Source organism: Sphaerotilus uruguayifluvii, from assembly GCF_013294065.1.
Classification (GTDB): domain Bacteria; phylum Pseudomonadota; class Gammaproteobacteria; order Burkholderiales; family Burkholderiaceae_C; genus Sphaerotilus; species Sphaerotilus uruguayifluvii.
Window position 1 is genome coordinate 235858 of the sequence record NZ_JABSNM010000004.1, and the last position, 19732, is coordinate 255589.

Annotated in this window: 13 protein-coding genes; 5 read left to right on the forward strand and 8 right to left on the reverse strand. The window is 70.8% G+C overall.

Going from position 1 to position 19732, the window contains the following annotated elements:
* Positions 1-69: 69 nt before the first annotated feature.
* Complete coding sequence (locus HNQ01_RS06630; protein WP_173804567.1) at positions 70-2502, reverse strand: methyl-accepting chemotaxis protein; 2433 nt, start codon at positions 2500-2502, stop codon at positions 70-72.
* Positions 2503-2554: 52 nt separating this feature from the next.
* Positions 2555-4597: a methyl-accepting chemotaxis protein gene (locus HNQ01_RS06635; protein WP_173804568.1), complete on the reverse strand. Its 2043-nt coding sequence runs from the start codon at positions 4595-4597 to the stop codon at positions 2555-2557.
* A 248-nt stretch (positions 4598-4845) separates the two neighbouring features.
* Here HNQ01_RS06635 and HNQ01_RS06640 point away from each other — a divergent pair, with 248 nt between their 5' ends.
* The 4 genes from HNQ01_RS06640 to HNQ01_RS06655 all read left to right on the forward strand — a co-directional run bounded on the left by HNQ01_RS06640 (position 4846) and on the right by HNQ01_RS06655 (position 10290).
* The gene (locus HNQ01_RS06640; RefSeq protein ID WP_173804569.1) at positions 4846-6006 is read left to right on the forward strand and encodes a methyl-accepting chemotaxis protein; all 1161 of its coding nucleotides are present in this window, start codon (positions 4846-4848) and stop codon (positions 6004-6006) included.
* A gap of 76 nt (positions 6007-6082) precedes the next feature.
* Positions 6083-8299 carry a chemotaxis protein CheA gene (locus HNQ01_RS06645; RefSeq protein WP_173804570.1) on the forward strand — a complete coding sequence of 739 codons (2217 nt, stop codon included), beginning with the start codon at positions 6083-6085 and terminating at the stop codon, positions 8297-8299.
* A gap of 67 nt (positions 8300-8366) precedes the next feature.
* Complete coding sequence (locus HNQ01_RS06650; RefSeq protein WP_173804571.1) at positions 8367-9161, forward strand: CheR family methyltransferase; 795 nt, start codon at positions 8367-8369, stop codon at positions 9159-9161.
* A 25-nt stretch (positions 9162-9186) separates the two neighbouring features.
* The gene (locus HNQ01_RS06655) at positions 9187-10290 is read left to right on the forward strand and encodes a protein-glutamate methylesterase/protein-glutamine glutaminase (protein WP_173804572.1); all 1104 of its coding nucleotides are present in this window, start codon (positions 9187-9189) and stop codon (positions 10288-10290) included.
* A 27-nt stretch (positions 10291-10317) separates the two neighbouring features.
* Here the strand turns inward: HNQ01_RS06655 and HNQ01_RS06660 are convergent, their stop codons facing one another.
* From HNQ01_RS06660 to HNQ01_RS06680, 5 genes are all read right to left on the reverse strand, one after another.
* Positions 10318-11277: an NAD(P)H-dependent flavin oxidoreductase gene (locus HNQ01_RS06660; RefSeq protein ID WP_173804573.1), complete on the reverse strand. Its 960-nt coding sequence runs from the start codon at positions 11275-11277 to the stop codon at positions 10318-10320.
* A 115-nt stretch (positions 11278-11392) separates the two neighbouring features.
* Positions 11393-12838 carry a GGDEF domain-containing protein gene (locus HNQ01_RS06665; protein WP_173804574.1) on the reverse strand — a complete coding sequence of 482 codons (1446 nt, stop codon included), beginning with the start codon at positions 12836-12838 and terminating at the stop codon, positions 11393-11395.
* A gap of 202 nt (positions 12839-13040) precedes the next feature.
* Complete coding sequence (locus HNQ01_RS06670; protein ID WP_173804575.1) at positions 13041-14831, reverse strand: acyl-CoA dehydrogenase; 1791 nt, start codon at positions 14829-14831, stop codon at positions 13041-13043.
* A gap of 125 nt (positions 14832-14956) precedes the next feature.
* The gene (locus HNQ01_RS06675) at positions 14957-15886 is read right to left on the reverse strand and encodes an electron transfer flavoprotein subunit alpha/FixB family protein (protein ID WP_173804576.1); all 930 of its coding nucleotides are present in this window, start codon (positions 15884-15886) and stop codon (positions 14957-14959) included.
* 1 nt (position 15887) lies between these two features.
* Positions 15888-16637: an electron transfer flavoprotein subunit beta/FixA family protein gene (locus tag HNQ01_RS06680; protein WP_173804577.1), complete on the reverse strand. Its 750-nt coding sequence runs from the start codon at positions 16635-16637 to the stop codon at positions 15888-15890.
* 220 nt (positions 16638-16857) lie between these two features.
* Here HNQ01_RS06680 and murI point away from each other — a divergent pair, with 220 nt between their 5' ends.
* Entirely contained in the window at positions 16858-17697 is an 840-nt protein-coding gene (murI, locus tag HNQ01_RS06685; RefSeq protein ID WP_353621646.1) for a glutamate racemase, read from the forward strand.
* Between the two features lie 86 nt (positions 17698-17783).
* Here murI and ftsH read toward each other — a convergent pair whose 3' ends face one another.
* Positions 17784-19688 (reverse strand): ATP-dependent zinc metalloprotease FtsH, encoded by a 1905-nt coding sequence (gene ftsH / locus HNQ01_RS06690; protein WP_173804578.1) that lies wholly within the window; start codon positions 19686-19688, stop codon positions 17784-17786.
* Positions 19689-19732: the final 44 nt, after the last annotated feature.

The following is a 19732-nucleotide window of genomic DNA, read 5'->3' on the forward strand; positions in this document are numbered from 1 at the left end:
TTCTCACACCGCCGGCCCCGGCAGGCGAGCCTGTCGCAGCCCCGGGTCCGCAGGACCGCGCCGGCGCGCTCAGGCCGGCTGGGCCTCGGCCGCGTCCTTGAGCGCCTGCACGCCCGGCGTCGCAGCCGCCGCGGCGAAGGCCTCGCCCCCCTCGCGGCCGACGCCGCAGCCCAGGAAGAGCTCCTCGTCGTGCAGGGAGATCACGTAGGCACTCTTGCGGATCGCGCCGCCGTGCTCCGGATCGAGCCCGACATAGTCGATCCAGCCGCGGCCCTGGCGCGCCGCCTCGCGGCCGTTGCGCACCAGCACGTCGGCCGCATCGGCGCTCATCACCGGCGTCTCGTCGACGCGCAGGCCGGCCAGCTCGGGCCGGGCCGCATGGGCGGCGAAGCGGTCCTCGCCGTCGATGACGAAGACGAACATGCCGCGCTGCGACCACGGGCCGTCCGGCGTGTTGAACTCGGCCAGCGCCGCCTCCATGCCGAGCTCGTCGATGCGCGCGACCGCCTGCTCGGCCAGCTCGCGCGCCTCCTCGACGGTGGCCGCGCGCAGCCGGATCGACGCGACCGAGCGGCGCAGCGCACTGGCCTGGCTCGACAGCACGCCGGCCGAGCGGCTCGACTGCACCGCGATCTCGGCGTTGTGGCGCGTCAGCACGTCCAGGCTCTCGATCGTCGCGGTCACGCCGGCAAGCGACTCGCGCTGGCTCGCGCTGCCCTCGGCGATCGTCGACAGCCGCGCCGAGATCTGGTCGATGCCGGCCACCAGCGCGCCGAGCCGCTCGCCGGCCTCGTCGATCGCGCCGCGCGACTGGCCGGCCTGCAGCGCGGTGGCCTCGATCAGCGCATGGACCTCGGCCGCGGCCTGGCTGCAGCGCCCGGCGAGCTGGCGGATCTCGCTGGCGACGACCGAGAAGCCCCGGCCGGCCTCGCCGGCCCGCGAGGCCTCGATCGAGGCATTGAGCGCGAGCATGTTGGTCTGGAAGGCGATGTCGTCGATGACCGCGTTGATCTCGGCGACGCGGCGCACGCTGTCCTGCAGCGCCACCATCGCGCCGACGGCCGCCTGCATCGCCTGGCTGCCGGTGGCCGCGTCGCCGTGCAGACCGCCGGCGAGCTGCTGCAGCGTCTCGGCCGCGCGGCGGCTGGCGCCGACGATGCTGTCGAGCTGCTGCACGCTGCCGACCGTCTGGTGCAGCTGTGCCGCCTGCTCCTCGGTGCGCTGGCGCAGTGCGTCGCCGCCGCCGGAGACCTGGCCGCCGGCCTGGTCGATGCGCACCGCGCTGCTGCGGATCTCGCCGACCAGCGCCGACAGGCGCGCGCTCATCGACTCGAGCGCCCGGCCGACGACCGCCATCTCGTCGCGGCCCTGCACCTGCACCGCGCGGGTCAGGTCGCCACGCGCCACCGCGCCGACCGCGGCCGTGACCTCGTCGAGCGCCTCGCGGAAGCCCTGGTAGAAGCACAGCGCCAGGTAGGCGGTCAGCGCGATGCCGGCCAGGTTCAGCGCCAGCAGCCCGGCCAGATGCACGCGCCGCTCGGCAGCCCGCTGCGCCAGCCGGGCATCGAGCCGCCCCCAGCCTTCCTGCTCGAGCTGGCCGAGCGCCTGCAGCGCCTCCGAGGCCTCGCGCTGGTAGGCCATGACATCGCCCTCGACGGCCTCGCGATCGAAGGTCTCGCGGATCAGCCCGGCCAGATGCGCCAGGCGCTCGCGCGCGGCCGGCGCCCCGGGCAGCATGCCGGCGCCGGCCCGCTCGAGCGCCTGCAGGCGCGGCACCATGGTCGCGGCCGCCTGGTCCAGGTCGTCGGCCAGCGCCAGCATCATCGCCGCCTCGCGCGGCATGACATCGCGCTGCAGCAGCTCGACGCCCCGCGACCCGGCCGCCGCCGTGGTCTCGATCCACGGTGGCAGCCGCTCGACCGACAGGTCGGCCAGCAGCGTCGCGGCCGCATCGGCATCGAAGAGCAGGCTCGCGCGCTCGCCGGTCAGCCAGGCCAGCTGGTTCAGCCGCGCTGCCCGCGCCGCATGCTCGGCCAGCATCTCCTCGCGCCGGGACGGCAGCTGGCCGGCGGCCAGCGCCACCAGCTTCTGCCGCTCGGCCGGCCAGGCATCGTCGAGCCGCAGCGCCGCCGGCGCCGCGGCACGCAGCGCCTCGGTGCGCTCGAGCACCTGGCGCAGCTGCGCGCGCACGCTCTCGCGCTGACCGATCAGACCGGCCGGCGCGCTGCCGGACACCTGCACGCTCAAGGCCCGGTGCATCTGCACCAGCAGCCCCATCTCTCCGAGCTGGCGCGCCAGGCCGGTGCCAGCACGGGCGCGCCCGATCGCGTCCAGCGTCGCGATCCCGTCGCGCAGCGACAGCCCCAGCATCAGCAGCATCGCCGGCAGCAGCAGCAGCGCCATCAGCAGCATCTTGCGCGGCAGCGACAGCGCCCGCATCAGCCGCATGCCCGGCCCGGTCACGCGAAGTCGCCAGCGCCGCAGCCGTTCGTCCCGTTTCATGCCGCCCGTTCCCGTCGTTCCTGCCCGATCCATGCCGGCTGCCTCCCCGCGCTCAGCGCACCACGAAATGACTGACCGAGCGCTTGAGCGCGTCGCCCTGATGGCGCAGCCCGCCCGAGGCCTCGGACAGCTGCCCGACCAGCGCGACATTGGCCTGCACCGAGCCGTCGACCTCGCGCACGATGTCGAGCACCTGCTGAGACTGCTCGCGGCTGTCGAGCGTGACGTGCACCAGGCTGGCCATGATCCGGTCGACCGCGTGGATCTCCTCGTCGGTGCGACCGACCGCACGGCCGGCACGCTCGGCCATCACGCTGCCCTGCTCGATCTCGGCCGCCGAGACCTCGACGATGGCGCGGATCTTCGCCGCCGCATCCTCGCTGCGCTGGGCCAGCGCGCGCACCTCCTGCGCCACCACCGAGAAGCCGCGGCTGGCACTGCCGGCGCGCGCGGCCTCGACCGAGGCATTGAGCGACAGCAGCTTGGTCTGGAAGGCGACCGCCTCGACCAGCCCGACGATGTGCACGATCTCGCGGCTCTTGACCTGCAGCGCATGCATGCGCTCGCGCAGGTCGTCCATCGCCTTGCGGCTGCGCTGCGCCTCGACGCGCATCGCGCGCACATGCTCGGCCGCGTCGTCGACCTCGTGCGCGCAGGCGTCCATCGCGGTCGAGAAGTGCTGCGCGCTCTCGATCACCCGGCCGAGCGCGTCGCGGACCTCGCCGGTGCGGCCGGACAGGCCGGAGTTGCCGACCGCGACCTCGCGCGAGGCGTGCGTCACCGCGGCCACGCCCTGCTGCACCGCCTCGAACAGCGCCGAGATGTTCGCCGTCGCCCGGCCGAGCGTGTTCAGCGCGTGGCCGATCTCGTCGCGGCCCCAGCCGCGCGGACGCGCGCTCAGGTCGCCCTGGCCGAGCCGGTCGAGGTGGCGGCACAGCGTGCCCAGTCCGCCCGACATCACCCGGTACAGGCACACCAGCAGGTACAGGCCGATCAGCGCCAGCACGCCCAGCACGCCCAGCCGCAGGCCGAGGCGGTCGACCAGCGTCGCCTCGCGCTGCTGCATGCGCCGGCCGATCTGCTCGAGCGCCAGATGCTGCAGCCGGGCGCTGGCCTCGATCGCGGCCAGCGCCTGGCGCGAGTAGGCCTGCGGGTCGATGCCGGCCGGCGCCGCGCCGGTCAGCCGGGCGCTGGTCGACAGGAAGACGCGGATCGCGCCGAGATCGCGCTGCACGCCGTCGACGTCGAGCAGCTGCATCAGCAGGGTCTGCGCCACCATCGGCCGGGCCTGGTCGGACAGCATCTCGACGCGCCCCTGCAGCAGCAGCATCTCGTGCAGCCGCTCGTCGGCAGTGTCGCCCCGCAAGCGCAGGAAGCCCTTGCCGGCCAGGCGCTGCATCTGCATCAGCATCTGGAACTGCGGATCGACCAGCCCGGTGCGCAGCATCTTGCTGCCCGGATCGAGGTCGACGGCCAGCGACCAGTCGGTCACCAGCACGCCGCGCAGCGCATCGAGTTCGGCCACGCAGTCGAACAGCGCCTGCCAGCGCAGCGCCGCATCGCTGGAATCCAGCCGGGCGAGCATCAGCTCGTGGCGCGCCTGGAGCCGCTTGCGCACCGCCGACAGCGCGCTGACCTGGTCGACCGCAGCCTCGGGCAGCGCATCGAGCTGCTGCTGCAGCCGCGCGAAGGTCTCGGCCTCCTGGCGACGCAGCGCTGCCACGTCGCCATGCGGCATGGCCTGCTCGCGGAAGAAGACCTCGCGCGCCAGCCGGCCGATCATCAGGTTCAGGTCGATCACGGTGCGGTAGCGGTCCTGGCCATCGACCGCCAGGCGCACCTGCACCAGATGGTCCCGCCAGAGCTGGATCGCGTCCTGCATCAGCATGCCCCCGGGCAGCAGCAGCATCAGCCCGACCAGCGCGGTCTTGCGCGCCAGGCTCAGGTTGCGCAGCAGCCGGATGCCCGGTCCGTAGAGGCCGGAGGGCTGCTCGGACAGCCAGCGCCGGGCACGCGCGATCAGCGCGGCGGGGCCGCCCGCGCGAGGAGCGGTGGACGGCGTCGCGGCACGGGCGGAAGGGTCTTCGGCGGTCATGTCATTCCTCGTCGGGCACGGGCTGCCGCGCTATCGGCCCGGGCAGCGCAGGGCTGAAGCCGAAGCCGGCCCCGGCCCGAACCCGTCGACAGGCACTGTGCCCGCCGCCCGAGCCCCGTACGGGAGGAACAGCACCCGGGCCGCGGGGCTTATCGGGCCGTCGTCGCGGCGGGGAAGCCGGACACTGCGCTGCGACAAGCCGTGCTGCGCCCTCGGCCCGCGGCCCCGAACACTTCCACGGAACAGGGATGTCCGAGACCTCGACGATCAGCGCCAGTCCCGCCCCAGGCTCGCCTGCGCCGGCCTTGTCGGCCGCACGCCCCGCCCTGCGCCGCGCCCTGGGCGCGGCGCTGCTGGTCGCCGCCGGCGGCACCTGCACGGTCTTCGCCCCCTGGCCGGCCTGCGCCGTGCTGGCGGTGGCCGCGGCACTGCTGGCCGCACGCGGCGGCAGCACGTCGCCCCCGGGATCGATGTCGATCGAGGCCGGCCCGCGCGCGGTCCCGGTGCTGCTGCCGCGCCAGGTGCTGCCGGTGTGGAAGCGCAGCATCGAGGCGGCGCGCCAGCAGTCCGAGCAGAGCAGCAACGATCTGGTCGAGCGCTTCGCCAGCATCAGCCAGCAGCTCGACACCACGCTGGGCGCCAGCGCCAGCGTGACCCGGCTCGATCCCGGCACCTGCGATCGCCTGCTCGAGCAGCACCAGCCCGAGGTCGATGCGCTGCTGCACAGCAGCCGTGCCGCGATGCGGCTGCGCGACGACACCGTGGCCGCGCTGGAGGCGCTGGCCGGTCCGGTCGGCGATCTCGGCCGGCTGGCGCGCGAGGTGCAGTCGATCGCACGGTCCACGCAGATGCTCGCGCTCAATGCCTCGGTCGAGGCCACCCGTGCCGGCGAGCGCGGTGCCGGCTTCGCCGTCGTGGCGCACGAGGTGCGCCAGCTCGCAGGCCAGTCGCGCCAGGTGGGCGCGGACATCGCGAGCCATGTCGGTCGGCTGCAGTCCACGCTCGCCGACCTGCGCTCGCGGGCCCGCGCCGAGGCGGTGGACGACGAGGAGCTCGCGCTGCAGGCCGAGGAGCGCGCACGCCAGATCGTGCGCGGGCTGCTGGGCAGCCTGGGCGAGGTCGGCCGCGCCTCGCGCGAGCTGCACGACACCGGCCGCCAGGTCCAGGGCGACATCGACCAGATCCTGATGAGCCTGCAGTCGCACGACCGCTTCACCCAGATGCTGGGCTCGATCACCGAGGACATCGAGCGGCTGACACGCTGGATCGGCGGCGAGAGCGACCCGGAGGCCGACAACCCGGCGCGCTGGCTCGAGCGCCTCGAGCAGAGCTACACGATGGAGGAGATGCGCTCGGCGCATCACGGCGTGACCTCGGTCGACCGCCAGGCCGGCGTCGAGTTCTTCTGAACCCGAGGTCGCCCCCTCCTGCCCCGCCAGCCGCACCGCCCCATTTCACCCCACGACCATCCAGACGGACGCCGCGATGAGCAAGCATTCCCCCGGAGACGACGACGACATCATCGCGGCCGCCCGCGAGGGCTTTCTCGAGGAGGCCCAGGACAATCTGCGCCAGTTCGAGCAGGGCCTGCTGGCGATGGAGCAGGACCCGGGCGACGCCGAGGCGGTCAACAGCGCCTTTCGCGCCGCGCACACCATCAAGGGCGGCGCCGGGCTGTTCGGCTTCCAGGCGGTGGTCGGCTTCACCCACGAGGTCGAGAGCGTGCTCGACCGCATGCGCGACGGCCTGCTGGCGGTGACCGAGCCCGGCATGGCGCTGCTGCTGCAGGGGCGCGACCAGATGGAGCGGCTGGTGCACGCGGTGCGCGACGGCACCGACGGCAGCGCCGAGCTGGAGGCGATCAGCCAGCGCCTGGGCGAGCAGCTGCGCCAGCTGCGCGGCGAGTCCGCGGGCGCGGCCGCACCCACGGCCGCGACGGCCACGCCCGGAGAGGCGCCGGCCCGCGACGACGAGGGATCGGGCGTCTGGCACCTGTCGCTGCGCCTGGGCGTGGACGCGCTGCGCAACGGCCTCGACCCGATGTCCTTCATCCGCTACCTCGACACGCTGGGCGAGGTCGAGGGCATCCGCACGCTGATCGAGGCGGTGCCGGAACTGCTGCTGCTCGATCCGGAGGGCTGCTGCCTGGGCTTCGAGATCCGCCTGCGCAGCCCGGCCGACCAGCAGACCATCGTCGACGTGTTCGAGTTCCTGCAGGACGACTGCGAGCTGGAGGTGCTGGCGCCGGACGCCGGCGCGGCGGACTACCGGCGGCTGCTGGCGCAGCGCGCCGCCGACGAGCCGGCACGCGAGGCGCTGCTGGCGCACTGGCAGGCGCTGGGCCTGGCCCGGCAGCTCGAGACCTCTGAGCCCGCTGGCAGCGACCAGCCCGTCATCGCCGACAGCCCCGCTCCGACCGCCGCCAGCGTGGCGCCCCGCCCGCCGGCGACCGCAGCGCGGACCGAGGAGCGCCGCGGCGGCCCGCGCGACCGGCGCGCCGGCGGCGAGGAAAGCCGCTTCATCCGCGTTCGTGCCGACAAGCTCGACCACCTGATCGACCTGATCGGCGAGCTGGTCATCGCCAGCTCCGGCGCGCAGGTCGCGGCGCAGCAGGAACGCTCGACCCGCTTCGGCGAGGCAGCGCAGCGCATCCATGACCTGGTGCAGGAGGCGCGCGACGGCGCCCTGGGCCTGCGCATGGTGCCGATCGGCGAGACCTTCAGCCGCTTCCAGCGCGTGGTGCGCGACGTCAGCAAGGAACTCGGCAAGGACGTGGCGCTGCAGATCACCGGCGGCGACACCGAGCTGGACAAGTCGATGGTCGAGACCATCGCCGACCCGCTGATGCACCTGGTGCGCAACAGCCTCGACCACGGCCTGGAGACCGCCGAGGACCGCGAGGCCGCCGGCAAGCCCGGCCAGGGCACGCTGGCGCTGCATGCCTATCACGAGTCCGGCAACGTGATCATCGAGGTCAGCGACGACGGCCGCGGCCTGAACCGCGACCGCATCCTGGCCAAGGCGGTCGAGCGCGAGCTGGTCTCGCCCGACAGCGTGCTCGACGACGAGCAGGTCTACCGGCTGATCTTCGAGCCCGGCTTCTCGACCGCCGCGCAGGTGACCAACCTGTCGGGACGGGGCGTCGGCATGGACGTGGTCAAGCGCAACGTCGAGTCGCTGCGCGGCCAGATCAAGGTCGCCAGCACGCCCGGTCGCGGCGCGACGATGCAGATCCGCCTGCCGCTGACGCTGGCCATCATCGACGGCTTCCTGACCCAGGTCGCGGGCGTGAGCTATGTGCTGCCGCTGGAGATCGTCGCCGAATGCATCGAGACGCCGCCGGGCTTCGCGCTGGGCGAGCACGGCGCCTGTGGCTGCTTCGACCTGCGCGGCGAGGTGGTGCCCTACATCGACCTGCGGCGCTGCTTCGGCCATGACGGCGCGCGCCCGACACGCCAGAGCCTGATCGTGGTGCACAGCACCGACAGCCGCATCGGCCTGCTGGTCGACCGGCTGCTGGGCGAGTACCAGACCGTCATCAAGCCGCTGGGCAGCATCTTCCAGCATCTGGAGGGCATCGCCGGCTCGACCATCCTGGGCAGCGGCGAGGTCGCGCTGATCCTGGATGTGGCCTCGCTGGAACGTTACCAGATCCGCCAGTCGGCGCCGCAGCGCCTGGCCCGCAGCACGGTGGCGACCTGAGCCGCCCGCCGGTCATCGCTGCTCCTCCCTCAGTCTCCCTCAACTCATCGTCCCGCCGGAAGCCGCCATGCTGTCCCAGAAATCCTTCGAAGCCGTCACCTCGATGTTCCACAAGGTCTCGGGCATCCAGCTGACCGATGCCAAGCGCGCGCTGGTGGCCGGCCGGCTGCAGAAGCTCGCGCAGGCCCGCGGCCTGAGCTCGGTCGACCAGTACGTCGAGCAGCTCATGCGCGACAACGACACCGAGGAAATGGTCCGCCTGGTCGACAAGCTGACCACCAACGAGACCTACTTCTTCCGCGAGCCGCAGCATTTCGAGCGCATGAAGAGCGTCATCGAGAAGCGCTCGGCCTCGGCCGGCGAGTTCCGCGTCTGGAGCGCGGCGAGCTCCTCCGGCGAGGAGGCCTACAGCATCGCGATGGTGCTGGGCAACCACTACGGCACCCGCGGCTGGAAGATCGTCGGCACCGACCTGTCGACCGCGATGGTCGACACCGCACGGCGCGCGGTCTACCCGATGGAGCGCGCCCGCCAGACCGCGCAGGCCGACCTGAAGCGCTGGTGCCTGAAGGGCCAGGGCGACAACGCCGGCAAGCTGATGATCTCGCCGGAGCTGCGCCAGAACGTCACCTTCGAGAACGCCAACCTGATGCGCCAGCTGCCGGAGATCGGCATGTTCGACATCATCTTCCTGCGCAACGTGCTGATCTACTTCGAGCCGCCGGCCAAGGCCGAGATCGTGCGCCGGGTGCTGCCCAAGCTCAAGCCGGGCGGCCTGCTGTTCACCGGCCATGCGGAGTCGATCGCCAACCTCGGCCTGCCCGTCACCAGCCTGGCCCCGGCGGTCTACACCCATGCCTGAACTGCCGCGCCGCCCCGTTCCCCCTATGGGTGCCCGGCCGGTCCGGGCCTTCCTGATCGACGATTCGGCGGTGGTGCGCCGCTTCATGGCCGAGAAGCTGGCCGCCGGCGGCATCGAGGTCATCGGCACCGCCGGCGACCCGCTGTTCGCGATGCCGAAGATGACGGCCGACTGGCCGGACGTCATCGTGCTCGACGTCGAGATGCCGCGCATGGACGGCATCACCTTCCTGCGCCAGCTGATGACCGAGCGCCCCACCCCGGTGGTGATGTGCTCGACGCTGACCGAGAAGGGCTGCGAGACGACGATGGCCGCACTCGACGCCGGCGCGGTCGGCTTCGTCACCAAGCCCAAGGAGGGCCTGCGCGAGTTCCTGACCGACGACGGCAACGGCCTGGTCGCGGCGGTCAAGGCGGCCGCGCGCGCCAATGTCGCCGCCGCGGCCAGCCTGCGCAGCCAGCGTCCGGCCGCCGGCAGCGCGCCGGTGATCCGCCCGCCAACGACTCAGCAGGCGATGAGCCGCACCACCGACCGGGTGGTGGCGATCGGCCTGTCCACCGGCGGCGTGCAGTCGATCGAGGTGGTGCTGCGCGGCCTGGGCCGCACCACCACACCCGGCATCGTCATGGTCCAGCACATGCCCGAGAAGTTCACCGCCTCGCTGGCGGCGCGGCTCGACAGCCAGTACGACCTGGAGGTGATGGAGGCCAAGGACGGCGACCGCGTCATCAACGGCCGGCTGCTGATCGCGCCGGGCGGGCGCCACATGCGGCTGATGCGCAGCGGCGCGCAGTATGTGGTCGAGGTCAAGGACGGGCCGCTGATCAACCATCACCGGCCCTCGGTGGACGTGCTGTTCAAGTCGGTGGCGCAGAACGCCGGGCGCAACGCGCTGGGCATCATCCTGACCGGCATGGGCAACGACGGCGCACGCGGCCTGCTGGAAATGCACCGCGCCGGCGCCTGGACCGCCGCCCAAGACGAGGCCACCAGCATCGTCTACGGCATGCCGGCCGAGGCGCTCAAGCTCGGCGGCGTCGACGACGTGCTGCCGCTGGGCCGGGTCGCCGAGTGGATCCACAGCGCCAGCCACCGGCCGCTGCGCACGCCGGGCGCCACGCCCGGCTGATCCTCGCTGCGCGACCGGCGCGGCCTCTCAGCGGCCCAGGCCGCACAGCCGCGCCCGCGCGGCCTCGTACTCGCGGCGCAGCCGGGCAACGCGCTCGGCCGCCGGCACCACCGCGTCGATCGCGCCGATGCCCTGGCCGCAGCCCCAGATGTCCTTCCACGCCTTCTTCGCGTCGCCACCGAAGTTCATCGCCGACGGATCGCTCTCGGGCAGCTGGTCCGGATCGAGCCCGGCGGCGCGGATCGACGGCTTCAGGTAGTTGCCGTGCACGCCGGTGAACAGGCTCGAGTAGACGATGTCGTCGCTGTTCGAGTCGACGACGCACTGCTTGTAGGCCTCGCTGGCCCGCGCCTCGTCGGTGGCGATGAAGGCCGAGCCGATGTAGGCGAAGTCGGCGCCCATGGCCTGCGCCGCCAGCACCGCGCCGCCCGAGGCGATCGAGCCCGACAGCGCCAGCGGACCGTCGAACCACTGGCGGATCTCCTGGATCAGCGCGAACGGGCTCTTGGTGCCGGCGTGTCCGCCCGCGCCAGCGGCGACCGCGATCAGGCCGTCGGCGCCCTTCTCGATCGCCTTGCGGGCGAAGGCATTGTTGATGATGTCGTGCATCACCACGCCGCCCCAGCCGTGCACCGCGTCGTTCACGTCGGTGCGCGCGCCCAGGCTGGTGATGATGATCGGCACCTTGTACTTGGCGCACAGCGCCATGTCCTGCTCGAGCCGGTCGTTGCTCCTGTGCACGATCTGGTTGATCGCGAACGGCGCGGACGGTGCATCCGGGTGCGCGGCGTCGTAGGCGGCCAGCGTCTCGGTGATCTCGGCCAGCCACTCGTCGAGCTGCGAGGCCGGGCGGGCGTTGAGTGCCGGCATCGATCCGACGACGCCGGCCTGGCACTGGGCGATGACCAGCTTCGGATTGCTGATGATGAACAGCGGCGAGCCGATGATGGGCAGCGGCAGCCGGGCAAGGACGGGGGGCAGCGGCATGGGAATGATGTCTCCTGCAGGATCGTTCGGCCAGCGCGGCCGGCCTGTCGTCGCAGTGTGCCTGCGTCCTGCCCGGCTGTCCTGTCACCCGGGTGGCAGCCGCGCGGAACTCCGGTCAGCGCGCCGTGCCTCGTCCGCTCGCCTTGGCCAGATAGAGCTGCGCGTCCGCCCGGCCGACCAGTTCCCGCCAGCCCAGCTCCGCATGCACGCCAAAGGCCGAACCCACACTGGCACCGATGCGGACCGCCCCCACATCGGTGACAAATGGCAAAGCTGCCTGCGCGACGACCTTCGCCGCCACCTGCTCCGCATTCTCCGCAGACTTCAATCCGAGCAGCAGCACCGCGAACTCGTCGCCACCGAGCCGGGCCACAGCATCACTGGAGCGGACAGTCTCGCGCAGACGCTGGCCGAAGCCGGTCAGCACCTGGTCGCCGACCGCATGGCCATGGGTATCGTTGACCGGCTTGAAGAAATCCAGGTCGATGTAGAGCACACCGATCTGCGCACCGAGACCCTGCGCGACCTGGTGCTCGATCTGCTGCTCGAAGCCGAGCCGGTTCAGCAGGCCGGTCAGCGGATCATGCCGGGCCTGATCGGCCAGCCGCTCCTGCTCGCGGCGCTGCGCGGTCACGTCCTGGCTGATGCCAACGAAGCCGTCGACCTGCCCGCCATCGAGCTTGAGCGGGATGCAGGTCATCTGCAAGTACTGCAGACCTTCCGGCCCAGGATAGTCCAGCACGAAGGACACCGTCTCGCCGGCGATCGCACGGCGCATCCACGGCCGGCGCCGCGCCACCTCCAGTTCGCCCAGCACCTCCATCGCGGTACGCCCGATGATCTGCTCGCGCGGCAACCCGGCGTAGTGCTCGAAGGCGCTGTTGACGAAGTGATAGCAGTTGTCGCTTCCCACCACGACCACGGTGGCCGGGATGGCCTCGGTCACCAGCCGCAGGATGTCGGTCTGGCGACGCAGGCTGGCACGGGCCTCGTCGCGGTCCTGCCGATCGATGGGCAGGTCACCATCAGGATGGGCTTCGCGCAGGCACTCGGTGCAGCGCAGGAAGGTCTCCCCTGGCGGCAAGGTCGGCAGTCGAGCCGGATCAGGCTCAATCGCCGGTGCCCGATCGGGACGGCGACCGGCCTCACGCATCAACATCAGCGTTCGCCCGGCCAGATCGGCCAGCGCCTCGAGCGCAGCCAGATCTTCGATCGAAAGGTGCCGCACCTGCGAATCGGCCACGCCCACGACGCCGACACGCTCTCCGCCGGGAAGACACAACGGCACTGCAGCCACACAGCGCAGCGCCGTCACGCCGCGCACCCGTGAATCATCAGCCAGTCCAGCCGATTCGCGAGCATCGGCCAGATGCAGCCGGGGCATCGCCGGCCCGGGCAACCAGGTCAGTGGCCCGCCGTCAGCACCGTCCGGCAGTCCATGCCAGAAGCACAGAGGCTCGGCATCACGCTGCTGCACCGTGAGCCAGGCCATCGGTACGCGGCATCCGAGAGCCGCCTGCCGAGCCAGCGCCGACAGCAATCCCGTCTCGCTTCCAGGCATCGCGAGTCTCCGGCTCAGCAAGCCAGAACGGCCACGACCAGGAGCGAGGCGAGCTCGCGGACACGATGAACGTCAACACGGGGCATGGCGAGGCATCCGGCTTCGACCCCCCTGAACCACCAGGGGACCATCGGCCGTTCAGTCTCGCCGCTTCGCCCTGTGCGGGATGACCGGAGTCGGGACCGGAAAGCCCGTCACCGGATCAGAACGCGTCCAGCGCCATGTCGCACACCGAGTCCGCGCCGCCGACGATCGCGTCGCGCAGGCCCGGCACCTTGACCAGGATGTGCTCGGCGTAGAAGCGCGCGGTGACGATCTTGGACTTCATGAAGTCGACGTCCTCGCCCTCGTTCAGGCTGTCCTGCGCCGCCAGCAGCGCGCGGCCCATCTGCCAGCCGGCCATCAGGTTGCCGGCCAACATCAGGTAGGGCACCGAGCCGGCGTAGGCCGCGTTCGGGCTGGCCTTGGCGCTGCCGGCGATGAAGTCGACCGCGTCCAGGAAGGCCAGGCGGGCCGCCTTCAGGTTCTTCGCGAACGACTGCGCGGCGGCATCGTCGCGCGCGGCCAGCAGCTCCTCGGTCTGCGCGATCTGGCCGGCCAGCGCCCGGGCGGTCTGGCCGCCGTCGCGGGCGGTCTTGCGGCCGACGAGGTCGTTCGACTGGATCGCGGTCGTGCCTTCGTAGATCGTCAGGATCTTGGCGTCGCGGTAGTACTGCGCCGCACCGGTCTCCTCGATGAAGCCCATGCCGCCGTGGACCTGCACGCCCAGGCTGGTGACCTCCAGGCTCATCTCGGTCGAGTAGCCCTTGATCAGCGGCACCATGAACTCGTAGAAGGTCTGGCTGGCCTTGCGGGTTTCCGGATCCGGATGGTGGTGCGCGGCGTCATAGGCGGCACCGGAGACCAGCGCCAGAGCGCGGCAGCCTTCGGTGTAGGCACGCATCGTCATCAGCATGCGGCGCACGTCCGGGTGGTGGATGATGCTGGCCGCACCCGACACCGAGCCGTCGACCGGGCGCGACTGCACGCGGTCGCGTGCATACTGCACCGCCTTCTGGTAGGCCCGCTCGGCCACCGCGATGCCCTGCACGCCGACCGCGAAGCGCGCCGAGTTCATCATGATGAACATGTACTCGAGGCCGCGGTTCTCCTGGCCGACCAGGTAGCCGATCGCACCGCCGTGGTCACCGAACTGCAGCACCGCGGTCGGGCTGGCCTTGATGCCCATCTTGTGCTCGATCGAGACGCAGTGCACGTCGTTGCGCTCGCCCAGCGAGCCGTCGGCACCGACCATGAACTTCGGCACGATGAACAGGCTGATGCCCTTGACGCCCTCCGGCGCGCCGGCGACGCGCGCCAGCACCAGGTGGACGATGTTCTCGGCCATGTCGTGCTCGCCGTAGGTGATGAAGATCTTCGTGCCGAAGATCTTGTAGGAGCCGTCGGGCTGCGGCTCGGCCTTGGTGCGCACCGCGGCCAGGTCGGAGCCGGCCTGCGGTTCGGTCAGGTTCATCGTGCCGGTCCAGCGGCCTTCGTTCATCGGCGGCAGGTACAGCGCCTTCTGCTCCTCGGAGCCGGCGGTCAGCAGCGCCTCGATCGCGCCGTCGGTCAGCAGCGGGCACAGCGCGAAGCTCAGGTTGGCGCTGTTGAGGATCTCGCCGCAGGCCGCGCCGATCGCCTTGGGCAGCCCCTGGCCGCCGAACTCGACCGGGTGCTGCAGGCCCTGCCAGCCGCCTTCGCCGTACTGCCTGAAGGCGTCCTTGAAGCCCGGCGTGGTGGTGACGATGCCGTCCTTCCAGCTCGAGGGGTTCTTGTCACCCTCCCAGTTCAGCGGCGCGACAACGCCTTCGTTGAACTTCGCGCACTCCTCCAGCACCGCCTGCGCGGTGTCCAGACCGGCCTCGGCGAAGGCGTCGATCTGCGTGAGCTGGTCCAGACCGGCCAGTTCCTTCAGGCCGAACAGGAAATCCTTGAGGGGGGCTCGGTAGGTCATTTCGGGGTCCTTTGGGGTGGTTTCAGGGGCAAAAATCGGGCGTCGGGCCGAAAAAAAGGCGCCTCAGCCAGTGGGGCGCCCTTTTCGGGGAGGTCGGCATGTCGTCTGCCGGACGATCGCAGGGATCAGAGGGTCTTGACCAGCTCAGGCACGGCCGCGAACAGGTCGGCTTCCAGGCCGTAGTCGGCCACCTGGAAGATCGGGGCCTCGGGATCCTTGTTGATCGCGACGATCACCTTCGAATCCTTCATGCCGGCCAGGTGCTGGATCGCGCCCGAGATGCCGCAGGCCACATACAGCTGCGGCGCGACGATCTTGCCGGTCTGGCCGACCTGCCAGTCGTTCGGCGCGTAGCCGGCATCGACCGCGGCGCGGCTGGCGCCCAGCGCGGCGCCGAGCTTGTCGGCCAGCGGCGTCAGCACTTCGTCGAACTTCTCGCTCGAGCCCAGCGCGCGGCCGCCCGAGACGATGATCTTCGCGGCGGTCAGCTCCGGACGGTCGCTCTTCGTGACCTCGCGGCCGACGAAGGTGCTCTTGCCGGAGTCGGCGGCTGCAGCGACGCTCTCCACCGCGGCGCTGCCACCGGTGGCGGCCGCGGCGTCGAAGCCGGTCGAGCGCACGGTGATGACCTTGACGGCGTCCAGGCTCTGCACGGTGGCGACCGCGTTGCCGGCGTAGATCGGGCGCTCGAAGGTGTCGGCGCTGACGACCCGGGTGATGTCGCTGACCTGGGCCACGTCCAGCTTGGCCGCCACGCGCGGCGCGACGTTCTTGCCGCTGGCCGTCGCCGGGAACAGCAGATGGCTGTAGCCGCCGGCCACCGCCAGCACCTGCGCCGCGAGGTTCTCGGCCAGGCCGTCGGCCAGGCTGCCACCGTCCGCATGCAGCACCTTGGTGACGCCGGCGATCTGCGCCGCGGCCGCCGCGGCCGCCGCGGCGTTCGCGCCCGCGACCAGCACATGCACTTCACCGAGCTGCGCTGCAGCGGTCACGGTGTTCAGCGTCGCGCCCTTGATGGACGCATTGTCGTGTTCAGCAATGACGAGTGCAGCCATCTCAGATCACCTTCGCTTCGTTCTTCAGCTTCGCGACCAGCGTCGCCACGTCCGCCACCTTGATGCCGGCGCTGCGCTTGGCCGGCTCGGCCACCTGCAGCGTCTTGATGCGCGGCGCCACGTCCACGCCCAGCGCGTCCGGCTTGACCGTCTCCAGCGGCTTCTTCTTCGCCTTCATGATGTTCGGCAGCGTGACATACCGCGGCTCGTTCAGGCGCAGGTCCGTCGTCAGCACCGCCGGCAGCGCCACCGACACCGTCTCCAGGCCGCCGTCGACCTCGCGCGTCACCACCGCACGGCCGTCCGCCACCTCGACCTTCGACGCGAAGGTCGCCTGCGGCAGGTCCGCCAGCGCCGCCAGCATCTGGCCGGTCTGGTTGCAGTCGTCGTCGATCGCCTGCTTGCCCAGGATCACCAGGCCGGGCTGTTCCTTGTCGACCAGCGCCTTCAGGATCTTCGCCACCGCCAGCGGCTGCAGTTCGGCATCGGTCTCGACCAGGATGCCGCGGTCGGCACCGATGGCCATCGCCGTGCGCAGCGTCTCCTGGCACTGGCTCACGCCGCACGACACCGCCACGATCTCCGTGACGATGCCCTTCTCCTTCAGTCGCACCGCTTCCTCGACGGCAATCTCGTCGAAGGGGTTCATGCTCATCTTCACGTTGGCGATGTCCACGCCGGTGCCGTCGCTCTTCACGCGCACCTTCACGTTGTAGTCGACCACCCGCTTGACGGGTACGAGTGCCTTCATGCGAGGTTCTCCAAAGTCTGCATGCTGTAGATGGGGAGCCGGATTTTAGGGTCCGGCTCGGGTGGAATTGCGACGGATTGTGGCACCATCGCCTCAAAAAAGCACGATCGTTCGATTCTAGAATGAAAACGGCGACGTTTCCGGGTCGCGCACTTCGGGATCTCCCTGAGAAGGCGGCTGCTAGACTGGCCGGCCGACCTTGCCCGCCTGTCCTGCTGCCGTGATCACGTCGACTGCCTGCCCTCCCTCCGCGGCCACCGCACGCATCGGCGTGTTCGATTCCGGACTGGGCGGACTGTCGGTGCTGCGCGCGATCCGCTCGCTGCTGCCGGCGGCCGAACTGATGTACGTGGCCGACTCCGGTCATGCACCCTACGGCGAACGCGGCGACGCGCATGTCATCGCCCGGTCGCGGGCCATTGCCGCCTTCCTGCGCGAGCGCGGCGCCGATCTGCTGGTCATCGCCTGCAACACCGCGACCGCAGCGGCCGTCTCCGCACTGCGCCAGGACCATCCGGTCTGGCCGATCGTCGGTGTCGAGCCGGGCATCAAGCCGGCCGCCGGACTGACGCGCAACGGCCGCATCGGCGTGATGGCCACCACCGGCACGCTGCGCAGCGAACGCTTCCGGCTGCTGGCCCAGGCCCATGCGGCCCATGTCGACCTGCGGCTGCAGCCCTGCCCCGGCCTGGCGGCGGCGATCGAGAGCGGCGAGGTGGATTCGCCCGAGGTGCGCGAGCGCGTCGCCGAACACTGCGCGCCGCTGCGCGAGCAGCAGGTCGACACCGTGGTGCTCGGATGCACGCACTATCCCTTCGTGATGCACCACATCCAGGCCGAACTCGGCGCGGACACCCGGCTGATCGACACGTCGGACGCGGTCGCGCGGCGCACCCGCCACCTGTGCGAGTCGCTGCCGGCCCGGGCCGCACCGCCGGTGGCCGCCCCCCCCGGTGTCGCCCGGCTGTGGACCACCGGCGAACAGGCCCGGCTCGAGAGCTTTGCCGGGCGCTGGCTGGACTTCGCCTGGCAGGCCGAGGCCGCATCGATCCCGGCCTGAAGGAAAGCCCCCGAGGAACGCTCCGGGAACGCCCGAAAAAGGCAACGGGGCCTGACGGCCCCGTTGAAGATCGCGCCTGAACCTGATCAGGCGGTGGCTGCGGCGTTGCCGGAACTCACCGACGGGCTCGACGGGCCGCCCGGACGATTCACGCTCGGCGTCCAGTCCTTGGGCGGACGCGGCGGACGGCCGTTCATGATGTCGTCGATCTGGTCGGAGTCGATGGTCTCCCAGTCGAGCAGCGCCTTGGCCATCATGTGCATCTTGTCCTGATGCTCTTCGATCAGACGACGCGCCAGCGCGTACTGATCGTCGATGATGCGGCGGATCTCGCTGTCGACCTTCTGCATCGTCTGCTCGGACATGTTGGTGGTCTTCGTGACCGAGCGGCCGAGGAAGACCTCGCCCTCGTTGTCGGCGTAGACCATCGGACCCAGCGCGTCGGTCATGCCGTAGCGGGTCACCATGTCGCGGGCGATCTGGGTCGCGCGCTCGAAGTCGTTGCTGGCGCCGGTGGTCATCTGGTCCATGAAGACCTCTTCGGCGATGCGGCCACCGAAGAGCACCGAGATGGTCGAGAGCATGCGGCCCTTGTCCATGCTGTAGCGGTCGCCTTCGGGCAGCTGCATCGTCACGCCCAGCGCACGGCCGCGCGGGATGATCGTCACCTTGTGCACCGGATCGGTCTTGGGCAGCAGACGCGCCACCAGCGCATGGCCGGCCTCGTGGTAGGCGGTGTTCTTGCGCTCTTCCTCGGGCATGACCATGGACTTGCGCTCGGGGCCCATCATGATCTTGTCCTTGGCCTTCTCGAAGTCGACCATCTCGACGACGCGCGCATTGCGGCGGGCGGCGAAGAGCGCGGCCTCGTTGACCAGGTTGGCCAGATCGGCGCCCGAGAAGCCCGGCGTGCCACGCGCCAGGATGTCGGCGCGGATGTCCTGGCCGATCGGGATCTTGCGCATGTGCACGTTCAGGATCTGCTCGCGGCCGCGCACGTCGGGCAGCGTCACGTAGACCTGACGGTCGAAACGGCCCGGGCGCAGCAGTGCCGGATCCAGGATGTCCGGACGGTTGGTCGCCGCGATCACGATGACGCCGAGATTGGTCTCGAAGCCGTCCATCTCGACCAGCATCTGGTTCAGCGTCTGCTCGCGCTCGTCGTTGCCGCCGCCCAGGCCGGCGCCACGATGGCGGCCCACCGCATCGATTTCATCGATGAAGATGATGCACGGCGAGTTCTTCTTGGCCTGCTCGAACATGTCGCGCACGCGGGCCGCGCCGACGCCGACGAACATCTCGACGAAGTCGGAGCCCGAGATCGAGAAGAACGGCACCTTGGCTTCGCCGGCGATCGACTTGGCCAGCAGCGTCTTGCCGGTGCCCGGAGGGCCGACCATCAGCACGCCGCGCGGGATGCGGCCGCCGAGCTTCTGGAACTTCTGCGGATCCTTGAGGAAGTCCACCAGCTCCTTGACCTCTTCCTTGGCCTCGTCGCAGCCGGCGACATCGGCGAAGGTGACCGAGTTGTTGGTGTCGTCGAGCATGCGCGCACGGCTCTTTCCGAAGCTGAACGCCCCGCCCTTGCCGCCGCCCTGCATCTGGCGCATGAAGTAGACCCACACGCCGATCAGCAGCAGCATCGGTCCCCAGGAGATCAGCAGGCTGGTCAGCAGCGAGGGCTCGTCACGCGGCTTGACGCGGAACTTGATGCCGTTGTTGATCAGGTCGCCGACCAGGCCGCGGTCCAGATAGGTCGCGGTGGTGCGGATGCGCTTGTCGTCGGTCGTCAGCGCCTCGATTTCCGCGCCCCCCGGGTTTTCCTGCAGGACCACCTCGCGGATGCGTTTCGCGCGGACCTCCTCGAGAAACTCCGAGTAACCGATCTGATTGCCGGCGGTGGCCGTGCGGTCGAATTGCTTGAAGACAGTGAACAGCACGAGGGCGATCACCAGCCACACAGCGACTTTGGAGAACCATTGATTGTTCACCGCGGCTCCTTCATTGATCCAATCTCCTGCCCGTTTCGCGGGCC

What these genes read in the sequence shown, in the direction of transcription:
- HNQ01_RS06630 (WP_173804567.1), bottom strand. Translation starts at nt 2,502, where the DNA reads ATGAAACGGGACGAACGGCTGCGGCGCTGGCGACTTCGCGTGACCGGG.
- HNQ01_RS06635 (WP_173804568.1), bottom strand. Translation starts at nt 4,597, where the DNA reads ATGACCGCCGAAGACCCTTCCGCCCGTGCCGCGACGCCGTCCACCGCT.
- HNQ01_RS06640 (WP_173804569.1), top strand. Translation starts at nt 4,846, where the DNA reads ATGTCCGAGACCTCGACGATCAGCGCCAGTCCCGCCCCAGGCTCGCCT.
- HNQ01_RS06645 (WP_173804570.1), top strand. Translation starts at nt 6,083, where the DNA reads ATGAGCAAGCATTCCCCCGGAGACGACGACGACATCATCGCGGCCGCC.
- HNQ01_RS06650 (WP_173804571.1), top strand. Translation starts at nt 8,367, where the DNA reads ATGCTGTCCCAGAAATCCTTCGAAGCCGTCACCTCGATGTTCCACAAG.
- HNQ01_RS06655 (WP_173804572.1), top strand. Translation starts at nt 9,187, where the DNA reads ATGGGTGCCCGGCCGGTCCGGGCCTTCCTGATCGACGATTCGGCGGTG.
- HNQ01_RS06660 (WP_173804573.1), bottom strand. Translation starts at nt 11,277, where the DNA reads ATGCCGCTGCCCCCCGTCCTTGCCCGGCTGCCGCTGCCCATCATCGGC.
- HNQ01_RS06665 (WP_173804574.1), bottom strand. Translation starts at nt 12,838, where the DNA reads ATGCCTGGAAGCGAGACGGGATTGCTGTCGGCGCTGGCTCGGCAGGCG.
- HNQ01_RS06670 (WP_173804575.1), bottom strand. Translation starts at nt 14,831, where the DNA reads ATGACCTACCGAGCCCCCCTCAAGGATTTCCTGTTCGGCCTGAAGGAA.
- HNQ01_RS06675 (WP_173804576.1), bottom strand. Translation starts at nt 15,886, where the DNA reads ATGGCTGCACTCGTCATTGCTGAACACGACAATGCGTCCATCAAGGGC.
- HNQ01_RS06680 (WP_173804577.1), bottom strand. Translation starts at nt 16,637, where the DNA reads ATGAAGGCACTCGTACCCGTCAAGCGGGTGGTCGACTACAACGTGAAG.